The organism is Streptomyces sp. NPDC051662 (assembly GCF_040681655.1).
Lineage (GTDB): Bacteria > Actinomycetota > Actinomycetes > Streptomycetales > Streptomycetaceae > Streptomyces.
The window spans coordinates 127,627-146,976 of sequence record NZ_JBFAZD010000004.1 but is presented as its reverse complement, the minus strand read 5'-3'; the positions used below and the strand labels follow the sequence as shown (position 1 = coordinate 146,976).

Here is a 19,350-nt window from a genome sequence, read left to right as displayed (position 1 = left end):
CCTTCCATACCGAACCACCGACCGGTGGCTGACTATCAGGCTGACAAAGATCGGCCCCGTCTGCGCAACAGACGGGGCCGAAAAGAATGGACCGCTCAGGCAGGGAGCACCACGACGAAGCGCTGCGGCTCCTCGCCCTCGGACTCACTGCGCAGACCCGCGGCGGCGACCGCGTCATGCACGACCTTCCGCTCGAAGGGCGTCATGGGGTTCAGCTTCACCGGCTCGCCGGTGCTCTTCACCTCGTCCGCGGCCTTGGCTCCCAGCTCGGCCAGCTCGGTACGCTTCTTGGCCCGGAAGCCCGCGATATCCAGCATCAGCCGGCTGCGGTCACCGGTCTCCCGGTGCACGGCGAGCCGAGTCAGCTCCTGAAGCGCCTCCAGCACCTCACCGTCGCGTCCGACAAGCTTCTGCAGGTCCCGCGCCGAGTCACTGATGATCGAGACTGCGGCCCGGTCTGCCTCGACGTCCATGTCGATATCGCCGTCGAGATCAGCGATATCGAGCAGACCTTCCAGGTAGTCGGCCGCGATCTCCCCTTCCTGCTCCAGGCGGGTCAGGGTGTCGCCTCCCTCGTCGGCGGACTCGTCGGCGGAGATGGTGCCTTCCGTCACGGATGGACTCCTTCTTACTTCTTGGACGGGTGCTTGGGCCGCTGCTGGCCCTTACGCTGCCCCGACTTGGCTTGGCGTGCGGAACCGGCGGCGGGCTTGCCCGCCGGCTTGGACTTGGTGTCCTGCGGCTCGCCCTTCTGCAACGAAGTCTTCGCCGGCGCACCAGCGGCCTCGGAGTCATTGGGCTGATCCGGCCTGTCCGTACCCGCCTGGGCGGCGGCGGCCTGCCGCTGCGCCTTGGACTGGCGCTTCGGCTGCTGCCGCCTGCCGGCGCCACCGGACTCGGCCTCGGCAGCGGCGGTGTCGCTCTTGATCACCGTTCCGTCGGGCTGCGCGGCGAGCCCCGCCTTGGCCAGGCTCGTGACGAACTTGCGCTCGTTGTCATTGCGGTCCGGGCCCTTGGCCACGATCGCCTGGACGATGGAGCGCTTACGACGGGACCGCACCTCGCTGTGCGCGGTGATGTTCTTCAGCAGACGCTGCAAGTACTGGTCCTGCGCCTTGCTGCCCGGGGTCGGGTTCTGGTTGATCACATACATCTGCTGGCCCATGGTCCACACGTTGGTGGTCAGCCAGTAGACGAGCACACCGACGGGGAAGTTGACACCCGTGACGGCGAAGATCACCGGGAAGATGTACATCAGCATCTTCTGCTGCTGCATATACGGCGTCTTGACCGTCAGGTCGACGTTCTTCGTCATCAGCTGGCGCTGTGTGTAGAACTGCGACGCCGACATCATCACGATCATGATCGCGGTGACGACCCGCACATCGGTCAGCGTGGCGTTCAGGGACGCGACCTTCTCGCTGCTGTCCATGAACTTGGCGGCCAGCGGGGCGCCGAAGATATGCGCCTGACGGGCGCTGTCGAGCAGCCCCTGGTCGATGACCCCGATGGTCTTGCCGCTCGCGATGCTGGAGAGCACGTGGTAGAGGGCAAAGAAGAACGGCGACTGCGCCAGGATGGGAAGACACGAGGAGAGCGGGTTGGTACCCGTCTCCTTGTACAGCTTCATCATCTCTTCGGACTGACGCTGTTTGTCGTTCTTGTAGCGCTCCTGGATCGCCTTCATCTTGGGCTGGAGCACCTGCATGTTCCGGGTCGACTTGATCTGCTTGACGAACAGCGGGATCAGACAGATCCGGATCAGTACCACCAGGGACACGATGGACAGTCCCCAGGCCCAGCCCGTGTCGGGGCCGAAAATCATCCCGTACAGCGAGTGGAACTGGACGATGACCCATGAAACAGGTGTGGTGATAAAACTGAAGAGACTGGCAATCGTGTCCACTAATCAGGCTCCTTGAGCTTTGGGCGAGGTCTCTGCGGCCGGACTCGGGGTGTCGGGGGCCAATCCCCCGGAAGGCACGCCAGCGGCGGAGTGTCCGCCCTTACGGCCGCGCCAGGCATTGCGCAGCGATTCATGCCAGCGCGGGCGTTTGCGCGGCGGGACATGGTCCACACCCCCCGGCGACCACGGATTGCACCGCAGAATGCGCCAGGCGGTCAGCGCCGTGCCCTTCACCGCGCCATGTCGGTCGATGGCCGTGTATCCGTAGTGCGAACACGACGGGTAGTACCGGCAGACGGGCCCGAGAAGCGGGCTGATCGTCCACTGGTACAGCTTGATCAGAGCCAGCAGCGGGTACTTCATCGTGTGCCCCCTCCCAGCAGCCGCTGAAGCGCGGCGTCCAGGTCTCGGGCCAGGTGTCCATATTCGGCGTCGCCCGCTCCGGGCAGCGCCCGTACGACAACCAGGCTACCGGGGGGCAGCTCGGACAGTCGTTCGCGTATCAGATGGCGCAGTCGCCGCTTCACCTGGTTACGTACGACGGCTCCACCCACGGCCTTGCTCACGACGAAACCCGCACGCGTCGGGGAGGCGCTCTCCCCAGGCGCGTGCGGGTCCGTTGCACCGCTGCGTAGATGGACGACGAGAAGCGGGCGTCCGGCCCGGCGTCCCCGGCGTACCGCGGTCGCGAAGTCCTCGCGCCGCCTCAGCCGATTCTCGGTAGGCAGCACGTCATGACCTGTTGGCGATCAGGCGATCAGGCCGACAGACGGGCGCGACCCTTGCCACGGCGGGTCGCGAGAATCGCGCGGCCGGCACGGGTACGCATCCGCAGCCGGAACCCGTGGGTCTTGGCGCGACGACGGTTGTTCGGCTGGAAGGTGCGCTTGCTCACTCGGGGGCTCCAGAAAATGATGTGTGGATGGCGGGACATCGCCTGGCTGTCACCGTGCGCCCACGAGAAGCTGAGAAGCTCGCGATCACGCCCGAGTGCACCGCTTCACAACCACAGATCGTGATCTTTGCCCATCGGAGGCAGGCGGCAGCAGCCATCGACAACTCGACCTGGTCACGGTACGCGCGGCTACGCCATCCGGTCAAACCCGCTCCATGGCCGGCGCCATTGTGCACAGGCTGTGGACAACAACTTGAACCGCGCGGGCCGCCCTGACTACCGTGGCTGAACTCCGGCTTCAATTCCTGCCGGTCTTCCCATCCCGTCCCGAGAACCACGCATTCGTGGGATCTGGACCTGCGAGAGAGCGTGCCTTGTGGCTGATGTACCTGCCGATCTTGCCGCAGTGTGGCCACGAGTGCTGGAGCAGCTCCTCAGGGAGGGCCAGCAGGGCGTCGAGCCCAAGGACAAGCAGTGGATCGAGCGCTGTCAGCCTCTCGCACTGGTCGCCGACACCGCGCTGCTCGCCGTTCCCAATGAATGGGGCAAGCGTGTCCTGGAGGGCCGGCTCGCCCCTCTCATCAGCGAGACGCTGAGCCATGAGTGCGGCCGCCCCATCCGGATCGCCATCACCGTCGACGACTCGGCCGCCGAGCCCACCCCGCCGGCCCCGCCCGTGCCCCAGCAGCACCGCTACCAGGGGCCGCCCCATGACGAACAGCGGCAGGGCGATACATACGACGGCTACGGGCACCGTCCGTCGGACGACGGCATGCCGTCGGTACGGCCCGCCTACCCGGACTACCAGCAGCAGCGCCCCGACCCCGGCGCCTGGCCGCGGACCCAGGAGGACCTGTCCTGGCAGCAGCCCCGGCTCGGCGGCTACCAGGACCGCGATCCGTACGCCACCGCTCACCAGCGGCAGCCGCAGCACGACTACCGGCAGCCGCAGGGGCCCGAGCACTCCCCGTACGAGCAGCACCCCGACCGGCGCGAGCTCCAGGAGCCGCCCGCGCCGCGCCACGGCGGGGGGCCCAATGTCGGCCGCGGAGGTCCGCGCGGCGGAGCGCTCGGACCGCTGGGCGCCCAGCCCGCCCCGGCGCCAGGTCCCGGCGAGCCGCATGCCCGGCTGAATCCCAAGTACCTCTTCGACACCTTTGTGATCGGGGCGTCCAACCGGTTCGCGCACGCCGCCGCGGTCGCGGTCGCCGAGGCCCCGGCGAAGGCCTACAACCCGCTCTTCATCTACGGGGAGTCCGGGCTCGGCAAGACGCATCTGCTCCACGCCATCGGGCACTACGCGCGCAGCCTCTATCCCGGCACGCGCGTGCGGTATGTGAGCTCCGAGGAGTTCACGAACGAGTTCATCAACTCGATCCGCGACGGCAAGGGCGACACCTTCCGCAAGCGGTACCGGGATGTCGACATCCTGCTGGTCGACGACATCCAGTTCCTGGCGAGCAAGGAGTCGACGCAGGAGGAGTTCTTCCACACCTTCAACACGCTCCACAACGCCAACAAGCAGATCGTGCTCTCCTCGGACCGGCCGCCCAAGCAGCTGATCACCCTGGAGGACCGGCTCCGTAACCGCTTCGAGTGGGGCCTGACCACGGACGTCCAGCCGCCGGAGCTGGAGACGCGGATCGCGATCCTCCGCAAGAAGGCGGTACAGGAGCAGCTCAACGCCCCGCCCGAGGTGCTGGAGTTCATCGCCTCCCGTATCTCGCGGAACATCCGCGAGCTGGAGGGCGCGCTGATCCGGGTGACGGCCTTCGCGTCGCTCAACCGGCAGCCGGTGGACCTCGGCCTCACCGAGATCGTGCTCAAGGATCTGATCCCGGGTGGGGAGGACTCGGCCCCGGAGATCACCGCGAGCGCCATCATGGCGGCGACCGCCGACTACTTCGGGCTGACGGTGGAGGACCTCTGCGGATCGTCGAGGAGCCGGGTGCTGGTGACCGCCCGCCAGATCGCGATGTACCTCTGCCGTGAGCTGACCGATCTCTCCCTGCCCAAGATCGGCGCGCAGTTCGGCGGCAGGGACCATACGACCGTGATGCACGCGGACCGGAAGATCCGCGCACTGATGGCCGAGCGGCGCTCGATCTACAACCAGGTCACGGAGCTCACCAACCGCATCAAGAACGGCTGACAGCCGGCTTCCGCCCGCTGCCGAGGCGCTCAGGGACACCGTCCGGGACGGTCCCTGGGCGCCTTTTCGCGCTGTCCGGACCTCGCGTGGACCCGGCGTGGACCTCGCGGCGGCCGGGTCGGCGTGTCGCCGCCGCGCCCTCGCTGTTCGAATACCTGGCGGTGGAGGGTCCTTCTCCACAGATCGGGTCCCGATCTTCCGTCCACAGCCTGGGGACCGAGAAGTTGTCCAGACTGCGTCCACAGGCAGCCTCGACCGGAAGGCATCAGGCCAGGTCAGGGCCCTGTGGATTTGTGGCCGCCGCCGCTCCACAGACTGTGGACGGAAAATTCTTCCACAGGGCGCCGGCGCTGTTGTCCACCGGCAGCCCACAGGCGGGCCTTCCTTTCCCACAGCTTCTCCACACCCCTGTCCACTGTTCGGCAACGAAACGCCCGGCATCGCTGAGTCGAGTGAAAGGCGTCACACCAAGGAGGTCGATTGGGCTGTGGGGAACGTGGGTAAAGCTGGGGACGTGGCTGGGGAGAAGTCCCTGTGTCCTGTGCATCGGTTGTGCAGAACTTTCGCCCGTCCACAGAACGACCGGGTTGTCCACGGACGGCGCCCACAGGGTCGGTGGACAAAAAAACGGGTCTGACCTGCGCAGATGACGTTATCCACGGTTTCCACAGGCCCTACTACTACTCCCACTTAGAGTTAACGGGGAATCCGCTTCGAAGAAGGCCCTGTGCACAACTCGGCCCCGGAGCGCCCGGCACCCGCTGCGCCGACTTGACCCGCAGCCGCACCGACTGTCGGTGCCGTACGTCAGACTGGTCCCCGGCATCACAGCCGACGACGAAGGCCAGCAGGGCGAGCCAGCAACAGCAGGAGGCGGTTCCGGTGAAGATCCGGGTGGAGCGCGATGTACTCGCGGAGGCGGTGGCCTGGGTGGCCCGTAGCCTTCCGGCCCGTCCGCCGGCGCCCGTACTCGCAGGCCTTCTGCTGAAGGCCGAGGACGGCGCTCTCAGCTTCTCCAGCTTCGACTACGAGGTCTCGGCGCGGGTCTCGGTGGACGCCGAGGTCGAGGAGGACGGCACCGTCCTCGTCTCCGGCCGGCTCCTCGCCGACATCTGCCGGGCGCTGCCGAACCGGCCGGTGGAGATTTCCACAGACGGTGTACGGGCGACCGTGGTCTGTGGCTCGTCGCGCTTCACGCTCCACACCCTTCCGGTGGACGAGTACCCGGCGCTGCCGCAGATGCCGACCGCGACGGGCACCGTCCCCGGTGAGGTCTTCGCCTCCGCCGCCTCCCAGGTCGCCATCGCCGCGGGCCGCGACGACACGCTGCCGGTGCTGACCGGTGTACGGATCGAGATCGAGGGCGACACGGTCACCCTGGCCTCGACCGACCGCTACCGCTTCGCGGTCCGTGAGTTCCTGTGGAAGCCGGAAGCCTCCGATGTGTCCGCGGTCGCGCTGGTGCCCGCCAAGACGCTGCTGGACACCGCCAAGGCGCTCACCAGCGGTGACACAGTCACCCTGGCGCTCTCCGGGGCGGGCGCCGGCGAGGGGCTGATCGGTTTCGAGGGCGCCGGGCGGCGTACGACCACGCGGCTGCTCGAAGGTGATCTGCCGAAGTACCGCACGCTCTTCCCGACCGAGTTCAACTCGGTCGCGGTGATCGAGACCGCCCCGTTCGTCGAGGCCGTCAAGCGTGTGGCGCTGGTGGCCGAGCGCAACACCCCGGTGCGGCTGAGCTTCGAGCAGGGTGTGCTGATCCTGGAGGCCGGTTCCAGCGACGACGCACAGGCTGTGGAGCGTGTCGACGCGCAGTTGGAGGGTGACGACATCTCGATCGCCTTCAACCCGACCTTCCTGCTCGACGGGCTCAGCGCGATCGACTCGCCGGTCGCCCAGCTCTCCTTCACGACGTCCACGAAGCCGGCGCTGCTCAGCGGCCGGCCGGCCGTCGACGCGGAGGCGGACGAGGCGTACAAGTACCTGATCATGCCGGTACGCCTGAGCGGCTGACCCCACAGGTGAGTGGCCGGGTCCGGGCGTAGGCTCGGGCCCGGGTACAAACCCGGGTACGAATCGCCTCAACGCTTAAGGAACACCTGATGGAGCTCGGTCTCGTCGGTCTCGGCAAGATGGGCGGCAATATGCGCGAGCGTATCCGCCGCGCAGGCCACACCGTCATCGGATATGACCGCAATCCGGACCTCGCCGATGTCCACAGCCTCCAGGAGCTGGTGAGCAAGCTCAAGGGTCCGCGAGTGGTGTGGGTGATGGTTCCGGCCGGTGCCGCGACGCAGGCCACGATCGACGAGCTGGCCGCGTTGCTGTCGCCCGGCGACGTGGTGGTGGACGGCGGGAACTCCCGCTGGACGGACGACGAGAAGCACGCGGTCGAGCTGGGCATCAAGGGCATCGGCTTCGTCGACTGCGGTGTCTCCGGCGGCGTCTGGGGCCTCGACAACGGCTACGCGCTGATGTACGGCGGTACCCCGGAGCATGTGGCGCAGGTGCAGCCGGTCCTCGACGCGCTCAAGCCTGAGGGCGACTTCGGGGCCGTGCACGCGGGCAAGGTCGGCGCGGGCCACTTCGCCAAGATGGTCCACAACGGCATCGAGTACGCCATGATGCAGGCCTATGCCGAGGGCTGGGAGCTGCTGGAGAGCGTCGACTCCGTCACCGATGTCCGTGAGGTCTTCCGCTCCTGGCAGGAGGGTACGGTCATCCGTTCCTGGCTGCTGGATCTGGCGGTGAACGCCCTGGACGAGGACGAGCACCTGGACCGGCTGAAGGGCTACGCGGAGGATTCCGGCGAGGGCCGGTGGACGGTCGAGGCGGCCATCGACAACGCGGTGCCGCTGCCCGCGATCACCGCGTCGCTGTTCGCGCGGTTCGCGTCCCGGCAGGACGATTCGCCGCAGATGAAGATGGTCTCGGCGCTGCGCAATCAGTTCGGCGGCCACGCGGTCGAGCCGAACAAGCCGAAGAAGTAGAGCCCTGAGCCGGGGGAGGCCCGCGTACATCCATGCACGTCACGCATCTGTCGCTGGCCGACTTCCGGTCCTACGCCCGGGTCGAGGTACCGCTCGATCCGGGCGTCACCGCGTTCGTGGGGGCGAATGGGCAGGGGAAGACCAATTTGGTCGAGGCGGTCGGCTATCTCGCGACCCTCGGCAGTCACCGGGTGTCGTCGGACGCCCCGCTGGTGCGGATGGGCGCGGACCGTGCGGTTATCCGGGCCGCGGTCACCCAGGGCGAGCGGTCGCAGCTGGTGGAGCTCGAACTCAATCCCGGCCGCGCGAACAGGGCGCGTATCAACCGGTCCTCGCAGGTCAGACCGCGTGATGTGCTCGGGATCGTACGGACGGTGCTGTTCGCTCCGGAGGATCTGGCGCTGGTGAAGGGCGATCCGGGTGAGCGGCGCCGGTTCCTCGATGAGCTGATCACGGCGCGGTCGCCCAGGATGGCCGGCGTGCGGTCGGACTACGACCGGGTGCTCAGGCAGCGCAATACGCTGCTGAAGTCGGCGGCGATGGCGCGGCGGCACGGCGGGCGTGGCATGGATCTGTCGACGCTGGATGTGTGGGACCAGCATCTGGCGCGCGCGGGGGCCGAGTTGCTGGCGCAGCGGGTCGATCTGATCGCGACGCTCCAGCCGCTGGCGGACAAGGCGTATGAGCAACTGGCGCCCGGGGGCGGTCCGGTGGTGCTGGAGTACCGTTCCTCCGCCGGTGATCCCGGCGACTCCGGTGATTCGGGAGCGCCCGATGCTTCCGGCGATCACGTTTCGGGGCCCGGGACCGGGCTCGTGGCCTCGGGGGTGGCGTCGCGCGATGAGCTGTACGCGCATCTGCTGGCGGCTCTGGCCGGGGTGCGCAAGCAGGAGATCGAGCGGGGTGTGACGCTGGTCGGTCCGCACCGCGACGATCTGGTGCTGAGGCTGGGCCGGCTGCCCGCGAAGGGGTACGCCAGCCATGGCGAGTGCTGGTCGTTCGCGCTGGCGCTGCGGCTGGCCTCGTACGATCTGCTGCGCGCGGAGGGCAATGAGCCGGTGCTGGTGCTGGACGACGTGTTCGCCGAGCTGGACGCGCGGCGGCGGGAGCGGCTCGCGGAGCTGGTGGTTCCGGGCGAGCAGGTGCTGGTGACGGCGGCGGTCGACGACGATGTGCCGGGGGTGCTGGCCGGGGCGCGGTTCACGGTGGCCGACGGCGTGGTGGAGCGGGTATGAGTACCTCTCGGGGGCCGTCCGGAGCGGCCGGGTCCGACGGATTCGGAGGGCCCGTGGAGCTTCCGGGGGCCTCCGCGGCCTCCGGGGCGCCTGGTGCGCCGGGGATCCCGGAGTCGTCGGGGGTGGATCTGGCGCGGGTCGCGCTGCGCGCGGCGAAGGAGCAGGCGCGGGCGCGGGGCGCCGCCGTACAGCAGAAGAAGCAGGCGCGGCGGGGTGGCGGGCTGCGTTCGGGGGCGCGGGCGGACGGCCGTGATCCGCTGCCGCTGGGTGCGGCGATCAACCGGCTGATCACGGAGCGGGGCTGGGAGACGCCGGCGGCCGTGGGCGGGGTCATGGGCCGGTGGCCGCAGATCGTCGGTGAGGACGTGGCGAAGCACTGTGTGCCGCAGCGGTACGACGACGGCGATGACGAGCGGGTGCTGACGGTGCAGTGCGATTCGACGGCGTGGGCGACACAGCTGCGGTTGCTGGCGCCTCGGCTGGTGGCGCGGCTGAACGAGGACCTGGGGCAGGGCACCGTACGGCTGATCAAGGTGCTGGGCCCGGGGGGTCCGCCGCAGCGGTTCGGCCGGCTGCGTGCGCCGGGCAGCAAGGGCCCGGGTGACACGTACGGCTGATGGCACCGGTTCCGCCTTGACACCTGGACGAAGGCTCTGACCAGGGGTTTCGGCTTCGTTGGGGACCGGCTGCCGACCGCCGCCAGGCCCCCGGCGGCGGGTCGGGCGGATGGTCGCGTGGTCCGTCGCGGGCCGGTCGCCGGGCTGCTCCGGCTCACCCTCCGACCCCGGGATGTCCTGGCGGGACGCCTGGGGAGATTGAGGTGTCCCTCACCGTAGTGGGAGGTTGACAGGCCGAAGCGCTCAAGGCCGGTGTGAGCCTCTTGGAGCCCCTTCCTGAATATGGGGAGTCGGCGGGCGCTCATTCAGGGCGGCACATGCGGACTCAGGTACCGGCAAACCCCCATTCGGGTCGGCGCTACCGGTAGACTGGTGGAAAATCCCGCTCTGCTTGCGGGACCCGTCGATACAAGCCGAACGACGCAGCCGCTCCCGCTCGCCGGAGAACGGCCTGTGCTGTGCCAGAAAGGGCGCTTCGTGGCCGATTCCGGCAACCCCAATGAGAAGACTCCGTCCACCGCCACTGGAGAGAACGGCGAGGTCACCGCCTCGTACGACGCCAGTGCCATCACTGTGCTTGAGGGCTTGGACGCGGTCCGTAAGCGGCCCGGTATGTACATCGGATCCACCGGTGAGCGTGGGCTGCATCACTTGGTGTACGAGGTCGTCGACAACTCCGTCGACGAGGCCCTGGCCGGGCACGCGGACACCATCGACGTGACGATCCTGGCCGACGGCGGGGTGCGCGTGGTCGACAACGGCCGCGGTATCCCGGTGGACATCGTTCCGTCCGAGAACAAGCCGGCGATCGAGGTCGTGCTGACGGTCCTGCACGCGGGCGGCAAGTTCGGCGGCGGCGGCTATGCCGTCTCCGGTGGTCTGCACGGCGTCGGTGTCTCGGTCGTCAACGCCCTGTCGTCGAAGGTCTCGGTCGAGGTCAAGCGGGACGGCTACCGCTGGACGCAGGACTACAAGCTCGGTGTGCCGACGGCTCCGCTGGTCCGTAACGAGGAGACCTCGGACTCCGGTACGACGGTGACGTTCTGGGCCGACCCGGACATCTTCGAGACGACGGAGTACTCCTTCGAGACGCTGTCGCGGCGCTTCCAGGAGATGGCCTTCCTCAACAAGGGCCTGACTCTGACGCTGACCGACGAGCGCGAGTCGGCGAAGGCCGTCGTGGGCGCCGATGTCGCGGGTACGGACGTGACCGAGGGCACGAGCGAGGAGCCGTCCCGTACGGTCACGTACTTCTACGAGGGCGGCATCGTCGACTTCGTGAAGTACCTCAACTCGCGCAAGGGCGAGCTGATCCATCCGACGGTCATCGACATCGAGGCCGAGGACAAGGAGCGGCTGCTCTCGGTCGAGATCGCGATGCAGTGGAACGCGCAGTACAGCGAGGGTGTCTACTCGTTCGCGAACACGATCCACACGCATGAGGGCGGTACGCACGAGGAGGGCTTCCGTGCGGCGATGACCGGTCTGGTCAACCGCTACGCGCGCGAGAAGAAGTTCCTGCGCGAGAAGGACGACAACCTGGCGGGCGAGGACATCCGCGAGGGTCTGACCGCGATCATCTCGGTGAAGCTGGGCGAGCCGCAGTTCGAGGGTCAGACGAAGACGAAGCTCGGCAACACCGAGGCGAAGACCTTCGTCCAGAAGATCGTGCACGAACACCTCACGGACTGGTTCGACCGCAACCCGAACGAGGCCGCGGACATCATCCGCAAGTCGATCCAGGCCGCCACGGCCCGGGTCGCCGCCCGTAAGGCGCGGGATCTCACCCGGCGCAAGGGGCTGCTGGAGAGCGCGTCGCTGCCGGGCAAGCTGAGCGACTGCCAGTCGAACGACCCGTCCAAGTGCGAGATCTTCATCGTCGAGGGTGACTCCGCCGGTGGTTCCGCGAAGTCGGGCCGTAACCCGATGTACCAGGCGATCCTGCCGATCCGGGGCAAGATCCTGAACGTCGAGAAGGCGCGGATCGACAAGATCCTCCAGAACACCGAGGTGCAGGCGCTGATCTCGGCGTTCGGCACCGGTGTGCACGAGGACTTCGACATCGAGAAGCTCCGCTATCACAAGATCATCCTGATGGCGGACGCCGATGTCGACGGACAGCACATCAACACGCTGCTCCTCACCTTCCTCTTCCGTTTCATGCGCCCCCTGGTCGAGGCGGGGCATGTCTATCTGTCGCGTCCGCCGCTCTACAAGATCAAGTGGGGCCGGGACGACTTCGAGTACGCCTACTCCGACCGGGAGCGCGACGCCCTGGTGGAGCTGGGCAAGCAGAACGGCAAGCGCATCCGCGAGGACTCGATCCAGCGCTTCAAGGGCCTGGGCGAGATGAACGCCGAGGAACTGCGGGTCACCACGATGGACATCGACCACCGGGTGCTCGGCCAGGTCACGCTGGACGACGCGGCCCAGGCCGACGATCTGTTCTCGGTGCTGATGGGCGAGGACGTCGAGGCGCGGCGGTCGTTCATCCAGCGCAATGCCAAGGACGTCCGCTTCCTCGACATCTGAGTCGGTCTCAGCTGACGGATTCGACAAGGCCGAAAGGAACACTGACCAGCAATGGCCGACGAGAACACCCCTGATACCCCTGACACCCCCGAGAGCTCCGGCGTCCCCGGCACCCCTGGTACCCCTGTGGTCCAGGAGGCCGTCGTGGCGGTCGAGGGGCTGGCGATGCGCGTAGAGCCGGTCGGGCTCGAAACGGAGATGCAGCGCTCGTATCTCGACTACGCGATGTCCGTCATCGTGTCGCGCGCGCTCCCGGACGTACGGGACGGTCTCAAGCCCGTCCACCGGCGTGTGCTGTACGCGATGTACGACGGCGGCTACCGGCCCGAGAAGGGCTTCTACAAGTGCGCCCGCGTCGTCGGTGACGTCATGGGTACGTACCACCCGCACGGCGACTCCTCGATCTATGACGCGCTGGTCCGGCTCGCGCAGCCGTGGTCGATGCGGATGCCGCTGGTGGACTCCAACGGCAACTTCGGTTCTCCGGGCAATGACCCGGCCGCGGCCATGCGGTACACCGAGTGCAAGATGATGCCGCTGTCGATGGAGATGCTCCGGGACATCGACGAGGAGACCGTCGACTTCACGGACAACTACGACGGCCGTAACCAGGAGCCGACGGTACTGCCGGCGCGGTTCCCGAATCTGCTGATCAACGGCTCCGCCGGGATCGCCGTCGGTATGGCCACGAACATCCCGCCGCACAATCTGCGGGAGGTCGCGGCCGGTGCGATGTGGGCGCTGGAGCACCCCGAGGCGAGTCACGAGGAGCTGCTCGACGCGCTGATCGAGCGGATCAAGGGCCCGGACTTCCCGACCGGCGCGCTGGTCGTGGGGCGCAAGGGCATCGAGGAGGCGTACCGCACGGGCCGTGGCTCGATCACGATGCGCGCGGTGGTCGAGGTCGAGGAGATCCAGAACCGCCAGTGCCTGGTGGTCACGGAGCTGCCGTACCAGACCAACCCGGACAATCTCGCGCAGAAGATCGCCGACCTGGTCAAGGACGGAAGGGTCGGCGGCATCGCGGATGTCCGCGACGAGACGTCCTCGCGTACGGGCCAGCGGCTGGTCGTCGTCCTGAAGCGGGACGCGGTCGCCAAGGTCGTTCTGAACAACCTGTACAAGCACACCGATCTGCAGAGCAACTTCAGCGCGAACATGCTGGCGCTGGTGGACGGCGTGCCGCGCACGCTCTCGCTGGACGCGTTCATCCGGCACTGGGTGACGCACCAGATCGAGGTCATCGTCCGGCGTACGAGGTTCCGGCTGCGCAAGGCCGAGGAGCGGGCGCACATCCTGCGTGGTCTGCTCAAGGCGCTCGACGCGATCGACGAGGTCATCGCGTTGATCCGGCGCAGTGACACGGTCGAGATCGCGCGTGAGGGCCTGATGGGGCTGCTCACGATCGACGAGATCCAGGCGAACGCGATCCTGGAGATGCAGCTGCGCCGGCTGGCGGCCCTGGAGCGGCGGAAGATCGTCGCGGAACACGACGAGCTGCAGCAGAAGATCAATGAGTACAACGGGATCCTGGCCTCGCCGGAGAAGCAGCGGCAGATCGTCCATGACGAACTGGCCGTCATCGTCGACAAGTTCGGCGACGACCGGCGTTCGAAGCTGGTGCCCTTCGACGGTGACATGTCCATCGAGGACCTGATCGCCGAGGAGGACATCGTCGTCACGATCACGCGTGGCGGCTATGTGAAGCGTACGAAGACGGACGACTACCGCTCGCAGAAGCGCGGCGGCAAGGGCGTACGCGGCACGAAGCTGAAGGAAGACGACATCGTCGACCACTTCTTCGTCTCGACCACGCACCACTGGCTGCTGTTCTTCACGAACAAGGGCCGGGTCTACCGGGCGAAGGCGTACGAGCTGCCGGACGCCGGGCGGGACGCGCGGGGTCAGCATGTGGCCAATCTGCTCGCTTTCCAGCCGGACGAGCAGATCGCCGAGATCCTGGCGATCCGTGACTACGAGGCCGTGCCGTATCTGGTCCTGGCCACGAAGGCGGGTCTGGTGAAGAAGACCCCGCTCAAGGACTACGACTCACCCCGCTCGGGCGGTGTCATCGCGATCAACCTCCGGGAGACGGACGACGGCGCGGATGACGAGCTGATCGGCGCGGAGCTGGTGTCGGCGGAGGACGATCTGCTGCTCATCAGCCGCAAGGCGCAGTCGATCCGGTTCACCGCGACGGACGACGCGCTGCGCCCGATGGGGCGTGCCACCTCGGGCGTGAAGGGCATGAGTTTCCGCGAGGGCGACGAACTGCTCTCGATGAATGTCGTCAGGCCCGGTACGTTCGTCTTCACTGCTACAGATGGCGGATACGCGAAGCGGACCGCTGTCGATGAGTATCGCGTGCAGGGTCGGGGCGGTCTGGGTATCAAAGCCGCGAAGATTGTGGAGGATCGAGGTTCTCTCGTCGGTGCTTTGGTGGTGGAGGAAACGGATGAGATCCTTGCCATCACTCTCGGCGGCGGTGTGATTCGCACGCGAGTCAACGAAGTCAGGGAGACCGGCCGTGACACGATGGGTGTCCAACTGATCAACCTGGGCAAGCGGGATGCCGTCGTCGGTATCGCGCGCAATGCCGAGGCGGGACGCGAAGCCGAAGAGGTCGACGGGACCGATGACCCGGGGACCGAAGAGGCTGGTACGGCCGAGGTCGTCGCCGAGGGCACTCAGCCCTCGGCCGGGGAGCACGAGGAGTAGAGCGTGAGTGGAGCCACGGGCGCCGGATCGGCCGCTTCCGGAGCGAACGGTGCCCGTGGCCCTGCCACGGACTCCCAGGGGGTAACGGTGACCGACACCCGGGGGCAGAAGCCCCCTTACGAGAAGTACGGATCCGAGCAGCCGCAGCCGGCCGCTCAGCCGTACCACCCGCCGCAGGCGTATCCCTCGCCACACGGCGGCGGGCCGAGCCAGGGCGGACAGCAGATGCAGCAAGGGGCTCCCGTGACCTCTGCCGTTGCCGGTGGGGCCGGTCCTTCGGGGGCTCCCGCCGCTTCCGCGGTGCGCCGGCCGCGGACGGGCGCGCGGACCACACCGCGTACCCGCAAGGCGCGACTGCGGGTGGCGAAGGCCGATCCGTGGTCGGTGATGAAGGTCAGTTTCCTGCTCTCCATCGCGCTGGGTCTGTGCACCATCGTCGCGGCTGCCGTGCTGTGGATGGTCATGGACGCGATGGGCGTCTTCTCGACGGTGGGCGGGACGATCAGTGAGGCCACGGGCTCCAACGAGAGCAATGGCTTCGACCTTCAGTCCTTCCTGTCGCTGCCGCGAGTGATCATCTTCACGTCGGTCATCGCGGTGATCGACGTGGTGCTCGCGACGGCGCTGGCGACGCTCGGAGCGTTCATCTACAACCTGTCCGCGGGCTTTGTGGGCGGTGTTGAGCTCACGCTCGCCGAGGACGAGTGAGGGCCGGGTATCGATTTTGGGGCTGGCCCTGAAGTGCGCTAATCTTCAGGGGCAGCGCGGGGCTATAGCTCAGTTGGTTAGAGCGCATCCCTGATAAGGATGAGGCCACAGGTTCAAATCCTGTTAGCCCCACCGCGACAATCGGCCCGTACGGATCGTCTCCGTACGGGCCGATCGTATTTCGCGGGGAGCCGCTCTTCGAGGTTCCTTTGTGCCCGGCCGAAGCTCCGCCTCGCTCGCGGGCAGGTCACCGATCGGTATCGGTCGGTGTGTATAGTCGGGCGACAGAAGTCCCCTACGTCAAGGAAAGACGAGGTCGCGCGGTGAAGAAGCTTCTCTTGGTCGCACTGGCCGCCATCGGCGGGCTCCTCGTGTACCGCCAGATCCAGGCGGACCGCGCCGAGCAGGATCTGTGGACGGAGGAGACCGACTCCGTGCCCGCAGGTTCGGGTGTGTGAGACGCAGTAGTCCTGATACGAGCCCCGGCCGCCGAGCGGTCGGGGCTCTGTGCTGTCCGGGCCCCGTGCGTCCCCGCTGGAGTTCACTCACGTGAATCTTTGACTTGCTTACGCGAAGGTCGGGTGTGTGACCGGGAGTGATCCGGCCGACCGTGGTGAACCCCGCAGACAGCGGAGGGAGCCCCGGGGCAGGATGGACCGACCGACAGGGCCGGGGCCCGGCCCGCGAAGATCCGCCGGACAGGCACTGGGCGGGCCGAGAGGGCGAGGGGAAGCGCGTGAAGTGGCAGTGCGGCAGGGGGCGGGCGGCGTCGGCGAGAGGCCCCAGGGCGGTGGCGGTGGGCGCGGCGGTGTGCCTGCTGGCGGCGCTGCCGGGCCAGGCACGGGCGGCCGGTGAGCCGAGCCCGTACGCCTTCGATCCCGGCGCGCGGCGGATCAGCGGAGCGGCGACCACGAGCGGGGCGAAGCCGCTTGACGCCGACCGCACTTACCGCGATGCGATCGAGCCCGGTGGCACGCTCATCTACCGGCTGAACCTCGACGCGGAGACGAACGCCTATGTGTCGGCGGTCGCCGTGCCAGGACCGGCGACGACCGTCGCCTACGGAGACAAGATCAAGATCTCGCTGCAGAACAGCCGGGGCAGCGACTGCGACTCCAACGACGCGCAGTTCGGCGCCGCGAGCACATTCCCCCGGCCGCTCGCGGCCTATGCCTACCGGCTGATCGAGCAGGGGGCGTCCTCCTGCCAGGAAGCCGGCCCGTACTACGTGGTCATCGAGCGGACCGGCGAGGACACCTCCACCCCTGAGCCCTGGGAGCTGGAGATCCGCCATGTCTCCGAGCCGGAGCTCACGGGTCCCGGACCGTCCGAGGCGCCTTCGGGATGGCCCAGCGCCTCGCCCGAGCCGGTCGGCGGTGAGCCACGGGCCCGGGCGGGCGGCCTGGGCTTCTATGACGCGGCGGAGCTGGGGAAGGGCGAGTGGACGACGGAGATCGAGCCGGGCGCCTCCCTCTTCTACCGGGTGCCGGTGGACTGGGGGCAGCAGATCTTCGCCGCCGCGGACCTGGGCAGCGCGGCGGCCGGGTCGGGGTTTGTGAGCGGCGCGTTCTCCATGGCGCTCTACAACCCGGCGCGAGGGCTCGTCGAGACCAGCAACTCGCTCTCGTACACCGGGAAGCAGAAGACGACGGCCATCGATCCGCTGCCCCCGGTGGCGTACGAGAACCGCTTCGGCTCGCGCACCGGTGACAAGGAGATGAGGTTCGCGGGCTGGTACTACCTGCGCGTCAGCCTCAACCCGGAGGTGGGCGAGAAGTTCGGCGCGGGACCGTACGGGCTGACGCTGCGGATCGACGTCGAGGGCGACCCGAAGGACGCTCCGGCGTACGCGGGGCCCGCCGGCGATTTCAGCGTGAACCCGGACGACCGGCAGTCGGCGGCGGACGGCGGGACGACCGGAGCCGGCGGCGCGGACAACGAGGCGATGAAGTGGGTCGCGGCCGCGGGGATCGGCGTGGGCACCGTGCTGGTGCTCGGCCTCGGGGTGTGGACGCTGCTCGCGCGGCGGCGCGCGGAACCGGGTTCCGGCTGAGCGCCCGGGCCTTCAGCTCTGGATCTGGGTGAGGGCCCAGATCCCCACGGCGAAACAGGCCAGCGCCAGCAGCAGGACCGGGACCGTCACCTTCGGGGGCGGTCCCGCGCGTTTGACGGGGGCGCGGTGGGCCGGTGCCCGCGGATGGGGGACCGCCGGCTGCTGAAAGGGAACCCCCGGGCTCTGGGCGGTGTACGGGCGGGTGTGTGCCTGTTCGTGCCGGACCGCCGCCGTCTCGGCGTGGGAGAGGTCGGGCGGCGGTGTGGCGTAGTCGTAGTGAGGGGGGACGTGCTGCGCCGGGTACGGCGGGACGTAGGCCTGCTGGGGGGCGGGCTGAGCCTGTGGGGTCTGCTGGGCCTGCTGGGGCGCGTGGTCCCGGCTCGGCGGTGGGGGGAGATGGAAGCTGCCGGTCTCCGACATGGAGGCGGGCCCGGGCGCCGGCGTGGGGGGCGGCGAGGGCTGTGGTGTGGGCTGTGGTGTGAGGGACGACGCGGCCGTCGTCGGTCCCGGCGCCGGTGGCTGAGCCGCGCGCGGGTCGGTGTACGGGCCGCCGGTGGCCTCGGGGTACGGAACGGAGGGGTGGCCGCCGGTCTGGGGATCCGTGACGGGACCGGCCGGGCCGGTGGGGCCGACGGGTCCGGTGGGGCCGACGGGTCCGGTGGGGCCGAAGGTGGAGGGGAGCGGACCGATCTGGTCGAAGACCTCGACGATCTCGTCGTCGATGTCCGGCTCGGGCAGCAGCTCCACGGCCGTTGTCAGCGCCTTGCGGGCGCCCGTGGCCGTACGGAACCTCGCGTCCGGGTCGGGCTGCAGAAGGCCCGCCAGGACCTGCCACAGCGGCTCGGGGATGCCCTGGGGCGCCCCGGGAGTTCCGTGCGCGGTGAAATGCTCGACCAGGGCCTTGGCGTCCGGCTTCTGACCCTGCAGCAGATAGAGAGCCACGAGACCGACCGCGAAGAGATCGGCGGGGAAGTCCGGCTCGGCGCCCATCATCTGCTCGGGCGCGAAGTAACCGGGCGTCCCCACCACATAGTTGGTCTCCGTCAGGCGTGGCTCGCCCTTGCGCATGGAGATGCCGAAGTCGGACAGCCGCAGATGCGGTCTGCCCGTTCCGGTGGCCTCCAGCAGGACGTTGGCCGGTTTGATGTCGCGGTGCACGACCCCCTCCGCGTGCACCGCGGCCAGACCGGCCAGCAACTGGTCGAGCAGGGTGCAGACGAAGCGCGGCGGCAGCGGCCCGTAGTCGCCGATGACATGCGCCAGCGAGCCGCCGCTCACCAGATCCATGGTGAACAGGACCTTGTCGTCGTCCGCGGCCCAGCTGGCCGGGGCGAGGACATGCGGGTGATCGATCCGCAGGGCCTGCTCCCGTACGAACCGCAGCAGGGTGTGCGCGTCGCTCTGCTGGAGGACCTTCGCCGCCACATAGCGTCTGCGCCGGTGGTCCCAGGCGCGCCAGACGGCACCGACACCGCCGCGTCCGATCGGGTCGATCAGCTCGTACCGTCCCGCGAAGACCTCACCCATGCGCCGCGCTCGCTCCC

General features: G+C 68.3%; 16 protein-coding genes and 1 tRNA gene. 11 read left to right on the top strand and 6 right to left on the bottom strand.

The window, feature by feature from the left end:
* Positions 1-95 precede the first annotated feature (95 nt).
* Genes AB0M67_RS08355 through rpmH form a run of 5 tightly spaced genes read right to left on the bottom strand, consistent with a single transcriptional unit; the run spans position 96 to position 2,801 of the window.
* A complete protein-coding gene (locus tag AB0M67_RS08355) occupies positions 96-614 on the bottom strand; it encodes a R3H domain-containing nucleic acid-binding protein (protein ID WP_351416711.1) in 519 nt (172 codons plus the stop codon).
* Between the two features lie 14 nt (positions 615-628).
* Positions 629-1,906 carry a membrane protein insertase YidC gene (gene yidC / locus AB0M67_RS08350; RefSeq protein ID WP_365743969.1) on the bottom strand — a complete coding sequence of 426 codons (1,278 nt, stop codon included), beginning with the start codon at positions 1,904-1,906 and terminating at the stop codon, positions 629-631.
* Between the two features lie 3 nt (positions 1,907-1,909).
* Positions 1,910-2,269: a membrane protein insertion efficiency factor YidD gene (yidD, locus tag AB0M67_RS08345; RefSeq protein ID WP_249951459.1), complete on the bottom strand. Its 360-nt coding sequence runs from the start codon at positions 2,267-2,269 to the stop codon at positions 1,910-1,912.
* Positions 2,266-2,637, bottom strand: coding sequence for a ribonuclease P protein component (gene rnpA, locus AB0M67_RS08340; RefSeq protein WP_365743967.1), 372 nt, complete (start codon positions 2,635-2,637; stop codon positions 2,266-2,268). The genes yidD and rnpA overlap by 4 nt, the downstream gene beginning before the upstream one ends.
* Positions 2,638-2,663: 26 nt before the next feature.
* Complete coding sequence (gene rpmH / locus AB0M67_RS08335; RefSeq protein WP_030354375.1) at positions 2,664-2,801, bottom strand: 50S ribosomal protein L34; 138 nt, start codon at positions 2,799-2,801, stop codon at positions 2,664-2,666.
* A 376-nt stretch (positions 2,802-3,177) separates the two neighbouring features.
* On the opposite strand from rpmH, the gene dnaA reads away from it, so the two are divergent.
* The 11 genes from dnaA (at position 3,178) to AB0M67_RS08280 (ending at position 17,806) form a co-directional block, all read left to right on the top strand.
* Positions 3,178-4,953: a chromosomal replication initiator protein DnaA gene (gene dnaA, locus AB0M67_RS08330; RefSeq protein WP_365743964.1), complete on the top strand. Its 1,776-nt coding sequence runs from the start codon at positions 3,178-3,180 to the stop codon at positions 4,951-4,953.
* 882 nt (positions 4,954-5,835) lie between these two features.
* Complete coding sequence (gene dnaN / locus AB0M67_RS08325; protein WP_249951456.1) at positions 5,836-6,966, top strand: DNA polymerase III subunit beta; 1,131 nt, start codon at positions 5,836-5,838, stop codon at positions 6,964-6,966.
* Positions 6,967-7,055: 89 nt separating this feature from the next.
* Positions 7,056-7,943: a phosphogluconate dehydrogenase (NAD(+)-dependent, decarboxylating) gene (gene gnd, locus AB0M67_RS08320; protein WP_365743962.1), complete on the top strand. Its 888-nt coding sequence runs from the start codon at positions 7,056-7,058 to the stop codon at positions 7,941-7,943.
* A gap of 32 nt (positions 7,944-7,975) precedes the next feature.
* A complete protein-coding gene (recF, locus tag AB0M67_RS08315) occupies positions 7,976-9,178 on the top strand; it encodes a DNA replication/repair protein RecF (RefSeq protein WP_365743960.1) in 1,203 nt (400 codons plus the stop codon).
* Complete coding sequence (locus AB0M67_RS08310; protein WP_365743958.1) at positions 9,175-9,795, top strand: DciA family protein; 621 nt, start codon at positions 9,175-9,177, stop codon at positions 9,793-9,795. Before recF ends, AB0M67_RS08310 begins: the two co-directional genes overlap by 4 nt.
* Positions 9,796-10,248: 453 nt before the next feature.
* The gene (gene gyrB / locus AB0M67_RS08305) at positions 10,249-12,327 is read left to right on the top strand and encodes a DNA topoisomerase (ATP-hydrolyzing) subunit B (RefSeq protein ID WP_365743956.1); all 2,079 of its coding nucleotides are present in this window, start codon (positions 10,249-10,251) and stop codon (positions 12,325-12,327) included.
* Positions 12,328-12,378: 51 nt separating this feature from the next.
* The gene (gene gyrA / locus AB0M67_RS08300; RefSeq protein WP_365743954.1) at positions 12,379-15,045 is read left to right on the top strand and encodes a DNA gyrase subunit A; all 2,667 of its coding nucleotides are present in this window, start codon (positions 12,379-12,381) and stop codon (positions 15,043-15,045) included.
* Between the two features lie 87 nt (positions 15,046-15,132).
* Positions 15,133-15,753: a DUF3566 domain-containing protein gene (locus AB0M67_RS08295; RefSeq protein ID WP_365743952.1), complete on the top strand. Its 621-nt coding sequence runs from the start codon at positions 15,133-15,135 to the stop codon at positions 15,751-15,753.
* A gap of 58 nt (positions 15,754-15,811) precedes the next feature.
* Positions 15,812-15,885 (top strand) — tRNA-Ile (locus AB0M67_RS08290).
* 191 nt (positions 15,886-16,076) lie between these two features.
* Positions 16,077-16,211, top strand: coding sequence for a DLW-39 family protein (locus tag AB0M67_RS08285; protein WP_211266759.1), 135 nt, complete (start codon positions 16,077-16,079; stop codon positions 16,209-16,211).
* 278 nt (positions 16,212-16,489) lie between these two features.
* The gene (locus tag AB0M67_RS08280; RefSeq protein WP_365743949.1) at positions 16,490-17,806 is read left to right on the top strand and encodes a hypothetical protein; all 1,317 of its coding nucleotides are present in this window, start codon (positions 16,490-16,492) and stop codon (positions 17,804-17,806) included.
* Between the two features lie 12 nt (positions 17,807-17,818).
* On the opposite strand, the gene AB0M67_RS08275 is transcribed toward AB0M67_RS08280, so the two are convergent.
* Entirely contained in the window at positions 17,819-19,333 is a 1,515-nt protein-coding gene (locus tag AB0M67_RS08275; protein WP_365743947.1) for a protein kinase, read from the bottom strand.
* Positions 19,334-19,350: the final 17 nt, after the last annotated feature.